This is a genomic window from Acetobacter pomorum (assembly GCF_002738225.1).
Lineage (GTDB): Bacteria > Pseudomonadota > Alphaproteobacteria > Acetobacterales > Acetobacteraceae > Acetobacter > Acetobacter pomorum.
The window spans coordinates 1-5,415 of the sequence record NZ_PEBQ01000181.1; the positions used below are offsets into that span (position 1 = coordinate 1).

8 protein-coding genes are annotated in these 5,415 nt (G+C 44.5%); 2 read left to right on the plus strand and 6 right to left on the minus strand.

Annotated elements, in window-relative coordinates:
- Window positions 1-191: 191 nt before the first annotated feature.
- The 5 genes from CSR02_RS14440 to CSR02_RS14460 all read right to left on the minus strand — a co-directional run bounded on the left by CSR02_RS14440 (window position 192) and on the right by CSR02_RS14460 (window position 3,607).
- The gene (locus CSR02_RS14440; RefSeq protein WP_099542126.1) at window positions 192-752 is read right to left on the minus strand and encodes a hypothetical protein; all 561 of its coding nucleotides are present in this window, start codon (window positions 750-752) and stop codon (window positions 192-194) included.
- A gap of 1 nt (window position 753) precedes the next feature.
- On the minus strand, window positions 754-1,977 hold the full coding sequence (locus CSR02_RS14445; RefSeq protein ID WP_099542127.1) for a DNA methyltransferase: 1,224 nt from the start codon (window positions 1,975-1,977) through the stop codon (window positions 754-756).
- A complete protein-coding gene (locus CSR02_RS14450) occupies window positions 1,970-2,287 on the minus strand; it encodes a hypothetical protein (RefSeq protein WP_099542128.1) in 318 nt (105 codons plus the stop codon). The genes CSR02_RS14445 and CSR02_RS14450 overlap by 8 nt, the downstream gene beginning before the upstream one ends.
- A gap of 89 nt (window positions 2,288-2,376) precedes the next feature.
- Window positions 2,377-2,973, minus strand: a complete 597-nt coding sequence (locus CSR02_RS14455; RefSeq protein ID WP_099542129.1) for a guanylate kinase — start codon at window positions 2,971-2,973, stop codon at window positions 2,377-2,379.
- Between the two features lie 61 nt (window positions 2,974-3,034).
- Entirely contained in the window at window positions 3,035-3,607 is a 573-nt protein-coding gene (locus CSR02_RS14460; protein WP_099542130.1) for a hypothetical protein, read from the minus strand.
- Here CSR02_RS14460 and CSR02_RS16390 point away from each other — a divergent pair.
- Both CSR02_RS16390 and CSR02_RS14470 read left to right on the plus strand, forming a co-directional pair.
- Complete coding sequence (locus tag CSR02_RS16390) at window positions 3,606-4,445, plus strand: hypothetical protein (protein ID WP_143225612.1); 840 nt, start codon at window positions 3,606-3,608, stop codon at window positions 4,443-4,445. The genes CSR02_RS14460 and CSR02_RS16390 overlap by 2 nt on opposite strands.
- 1 nt (window position 4,446) lies before the next feature.
- Window positions 4,447-5,064 carry a hypothetical protein gene (locus CSR02_RS14470; protein WP_099542132.1) on the plus strand — a complete coding sequence of 206 codons (618 nt, stop codon included), beginning with the start codon at window positions 4,447-4,449 and terminating at the stop codon, window positions 5,062-5,064.
- A 163-nt stretch (window positions 5,065-5,227) separates the two neighbouring features.
- On the opposite strand, the gene tnpA is transcribed toward CSR02_RS14470, so the two are convergent.
- Window positions 5,228-5,415: IS200/IS605 family transposase (gene tnpA, locus CSR02_RS14475; RefSeq protein WP_143225613.1), on the minus strand; the 188-nt coding region annotated here is incomplete at its 5' end.

Below are 5,415 nucleotides of genomic sequence, written 5' to 3' on the forward strand. Positions count from 1 at the left end.
CCCCCGCCCAGAAACTAAAAACAGCCGCCTGAATTCTCATTCAATGCCCCACTAAAAATGGGGGGATTACCCGAGAAGACAGCAGAATTGCTTGGGAGATGAGAGGACGAGTTTTAATTTTCATGCTTCTTTTCGTATCCTTCTGTCTACTTCGTAGATTTTGCTTTCACATCGTACTGCCATCTAGCAGTTCAGGAGACAAGCATATTAAATATCGTCCCCCTTTTCGGCGAAAGAAAGGGCGCAAGGGTAAGAACCTTGGGTATCTTGCCTAGATAGTGTTGGGTGTAAGAGATAATATCGATATAATTTAAGATCAGCATCCGGCGGACGAAATTGTTCAAATCATATCTTGTAGTTTTTGTGATGATATTTTTTTCAGAAATTTCAAGTGCGCCCTTGAGAAGACAGGTCTGAAAGTCTTTAAGAAAGCTAAGGAAATGACCATCTTCGAGGGTCAAGTCCTTCCAGTGCATTGCATCCACGAGTTTTAGATGGTCGGTAGAGAATGTCTCGGCATCCTCCCCTGTTTGATGAAAAAAAGCCAATCTTACGACTGCAAGCAAATCACCTATTTCAGCGGACATTCGTGAGACATTGCTGCACCTTTCCTTGTCCTTAGGATGATAAGATGCCGGGCCAAAACGAAATATCTTTGAGATTTCGACCTGAATTTCAGATATTTCTTCAATCATGCAATTGCGCAGATAGAAACGAATATTCTGCTCCATTCCATCGCCCTGACAAGCCATTTTAATTGCTTCCAACCGAGGCAAGGACATCCTCACCTTTTAGAGCAACTCCGCCTGGCTTTCTGAGAAGAACAATCCGATTTGTGTTTGTCCCCTTAGTTTTGTTCTTGACCCCCCAGATATGCGAAGTCTTCGTAAAATTTTGCTCATGAACAAAAAGAGCAAAAGGGATTAAACCAACCGTTTGTGACAAACGGATGATTCTATCATCCAATGTCTCTGTCCCATTTCTAATCTCGCCGACCTCAATAGCGGCCACCCCTCCAGGCACCAAAACACGAGACATCTCCCGCATCGCGCCAACCATCATTTGTTCCCATCCGCTTATAGATCCTGACCGCCATATCGAGGGGGTCTTCTCAGACTGCAGATCTGCGTAACTATCAATTATCCCGGCAAACCACATTCTCAGCCAGTTTTCTTTTGCATAATCAATAGTGTCGACAAAAGGAGGGCTAGTCATAACCAGTTTAACAGTCTGGCTCTCGCATAAAGAAAGGTTATCAGCAGATGATGCATCAAGTGTTGGAAAACGAGAGGCCGGCATAATTCCAGTTGCGAGAAGTCTTGCGGATTTTGCTATGATAAGCTTTTTTACATCTTTAGGCTCTGATCCCTTGCGATGCTTTGCATTGATCCGTCTTTGGGCATCTGGATAAGCCGTGCTGCCAGGGGGAAGAGTATATCGCGAAAGGAAACCCGGCGAGTGCCCGGTTAGGATGGCCATGGTTACCATTCTGATCCAGGCTTCTACAGAGCTAGACCATGGTGGGAGCCCAAGACACCGCTCCCTAAGCATTAAAATATCGGAGAATGTGTCCTTATGAAAATAAGGCTCCATTTCATCCCATTGATGAGGATTCCGTCTTTTCCATCTGGATAACTTCTTCTGCGATACACCCCACTGCATTTCGTCCAGTTTCTCTACCACCTTCTCCAATGAAGGTGGTTCAAGCCTTGGAGCGACAATCATGGGAGAGATAGGGTTAATATCAGAGCCATTTACCATCCGTCCCATAAGTGAGGCTTCAATCAGAGTTGTGCCTCTACCCATGAATGGATCGCAAACAATATCATTTATATCCGTCAAACGAGATATAAAGAACCTAGGCAACTGTGCCTTATAACAACCTCTATAGGTAAAAGAATGTAGGCTATTTCCTTCTTTCTGTGATGAAGTCCAGAACTCGCCATGAAAAGACGGTACCCTGCTAATGTCAGTCATCCTCTAGATGCCCAACCTGTCCAACCTTTATGATGGTCATTTTCCATCCACTATTAAGACAGTCCTTTAAAATGTCATTTGCTACGCTTGGGCTAATCGCGTCACGCAATTCAAAGCTACAGTTCGCCTCGACCAGGCTTTTAGCGACTTTTTTCTTACACCGGATCTCCTGCGCATGCCCTAACACAAATCCGCCATAACTTGACTGGTCGAAATCAGTTGCAGATGCGACAATCTTATTTGAAGGCGAAGAAATTAAAATGATGACACCCCTGGCAGGGCCATCAGCAAGGTTTACTTCTTGTGCCACGAAAAGACCTTTCAGTCCTGACCTTCCCCAACTCCATTTTCAAGAATGGAGTTGGGATTACAATGGTTTCATAGAATTTATATCTTGTGCTAAGACAAAACAAAAAGAGGCACAACCTCCTTTGAAGACGATTGTGCAATAATTCTAGCGTATTCTTTCATATCCGAAAGGCTAGGATTGGTTAAAACTAAATTTTCCTGACGCTGGTTCAGTTCAAATTCTTGCTTAATTTCTTGGCCTATCAAAGATATTCTTTGTTCTAGAATTTTGTTAGGCAGGTTTCTTTTCTCCAGCCGGCTCAAAATAGTATCCCTATCTATGGATAAGAATACACCCATAACATATTGACCTAATTTGCCGCTCAATTTAAGAAGATTGCGATACCCGTTGATTTCGGCGACAACTACAGCACAATTCTGTGGCGAAGAAGATAAAGCATCAGACAATGCTTGCTTGGTAATACCGTAAAAATTACCGCAAAATTCGGCCCATTCTAAGAAGCCATCTTTTTCAACAAGTTTATGAAATTGATCTTTTGAAATGAAATTGTAATCGACACCATCCGTCTCATGTTGGCGTGGCTCTCTTGTGGTAGTTGAAATCACTTCTACACCGCCGAATTGGCAAATATATTTGGCAAAAGTGCTTTTCCCAGAGCCAGATGGCCCCACAATCACACAAATCATAGACTATCTCCAAAGCCATTTAAGCTTTATCTAATCAAATGGCCGAAAATATAGCCTTAAGTCAATGGCTAAAAAATCCTATTCGCCTACCTACTAACCTTGCGGAAAACCAATAAAGAGAAGCTAAAAGAATAGCTAAGATGATCCCTCCAATTGATATCGAATTTTCAATAAAGTCGCAAAATCCGGTGAAAGGATCATTGGGATAATGACGAGCAAACCAATCTAAATACGCATCGTTCTGGGCTAATAGAGCGAAAACTTTCTGAACGACCTCAACCTGGAGTAAATTGGCGATAAGAATTTTTGCAGTTACGCAAAAAACTATTACTGCTCCCAAATCAAGCACGCAAAACCTTATCAGATCCTCACTTAATTCTCGTTCACCCACCAATAAGCACCCTCTTCCGTTGAAGCAGGTGGCAAAACTAATCGCGCCTTCCCTACTCCTACATAGCCCAGAAAACATTTGCCACTTGCCGCCGTCCAAGTCCACAGATGAATTGGTATACATATCTTTTTGGAAATAGAGTTTTCTCTGGCTATAATTTACCAAAGAGCTCAATTCGGCCTCCGATAAAACTCTTGTTAGCCACGTTTCTACATTAAAAACATAAGAGAATTTACGCACCATGACTCTTTGGCGCTTTTACGCAATACCAGCCCTATTATTCATAGGCTTTGCGTGTGATTTGGTAGATGAGAGATGCTTTGCACAGAGCTCATCTACTCCCGATCATCAAGCCATCTCTGAAAATAACGGCGAACAACCTCGTATCCACCTTCCTTCACAAACGACATCTTCCGCATCAATATCCGCCAGCGCTGAATCGGGTATGATTTTGTCTCGCGTATCCGATAATTTGCGGTCTTGCGCATCCAACTCTAATCCCTCTGAACGACTGCACTGCTACGATGTCGTCACTTCGTCAGATCAAATCACACCATCCTCGACTATTAAAACTGGTGCCTGGTCCCTTTCGCCGGGCGCAGCAGGGTTGGCAGCTTCCGGTTATACAAAAAGCAAGTCACGTCAAAACCCTGGACTTTTTGTAAAATGCAGAGAGGGCATTATTTATGCATATGTGGAATTTGGTGAGAGACCATTCCCTGTAGAAACAGAAACATCAAATTTTAAGGCCATCTTATCTGAACAACGGATGAATGGGGACAAGACGAGTAGAAACAATCTATGGAGAGCCTCCAAAGCAGGAACGGCTATAGGAGTGTGGGATAACAACGAGGCAATTAACTTTGCCAATAGCATCCGCAAAGACAAAACGCTCTCTATTAAACTAATACCTGATTCTAATTCGCCCAATGTGACTGATAGCACCAAGCAAGCAATTACAGGGATTGAATCGGACAATGCCCCCGATAACAGTCATATCGTTGTTAATTTCTACACCGAAGGGGCTGATGATGCCCTAGTGCCTATTCTGGCTGCATGCAAAATAAAAACAAGGCTCTAAGATGATTCTAAACAGAAGAACCGCTCTCGCTCTATCACTTGTTATTGCTTCAGCTTTAACCGGGTGTAGTGAGGAACAAGGATCAGGAGCCGACCAGGAGATTTTTATTCACACCTCTCCTGAGGGTGGGCATTGCCTTCTAGGCAACAAGCGAGGCTCATGGGAGGTATATCAAGCTCCAGAGCACATTAACATTACTCGGGCACGCGAGGACCTTGAAATTAAATGCGCCAACTATCATGGGTGGAGCGGCGAAGCTAAGATCCCTGCTCATCCTTCGGCCCGAGGTGTAGCTGATGCAGTAGGTAGCTTACAGATCGATGCTGTTGATAGCGTCTTTATGGAATATCCCAAATCCATCGTCATAACGATGCGCCCTCCGGTTTATGACACATCAGGGGGAAATGATTCAGGCGGGATCACTTTAGACAGCCTAATGAACCTCCAAAAACGTAAGGAGAATGAACCTCTAGCTGACAGACCGGCCACTCCGATTCAAAAGGAAGAACCTAAGGTTCAAAAAAAATCTAGGTCTCATTCCCTTTCAAAGGCTAAGTCTAGCAAGCACTGTGAGCCTTCAAACCTACCTCCGGGAATGATCCCGGCAAAACAAGATTGAGATAGCAGAAATCTATCTAGGCTCCTTTCTGCCTCCTCCTAGCCAGGAGAGGGAAAGGAGCAACTTTTTGCGATTATCTACCGCCTATCGGTCTTTGATTTGACCCGTTTTTCAGTCCCGCAAGCTCCGGCGTTCAGGCCGGAGATAGGTCCGTTCCGGCGTTTCAGTCAGGTGTTCTTTGCTGTTCGATATACTGCCGGATGCTAGAAAGCGGCGCGCCACCACAGGACGCTGCAAAATAACTGGGCGACCAGAGAACTCCGCGCCAATAGCGGCGCGTCAGCGTTGGATGCATCTGCCGCAACCTGCGGCTAGAGACCCCTTTGAGGCTGTTCACGAGAACCGACAAAG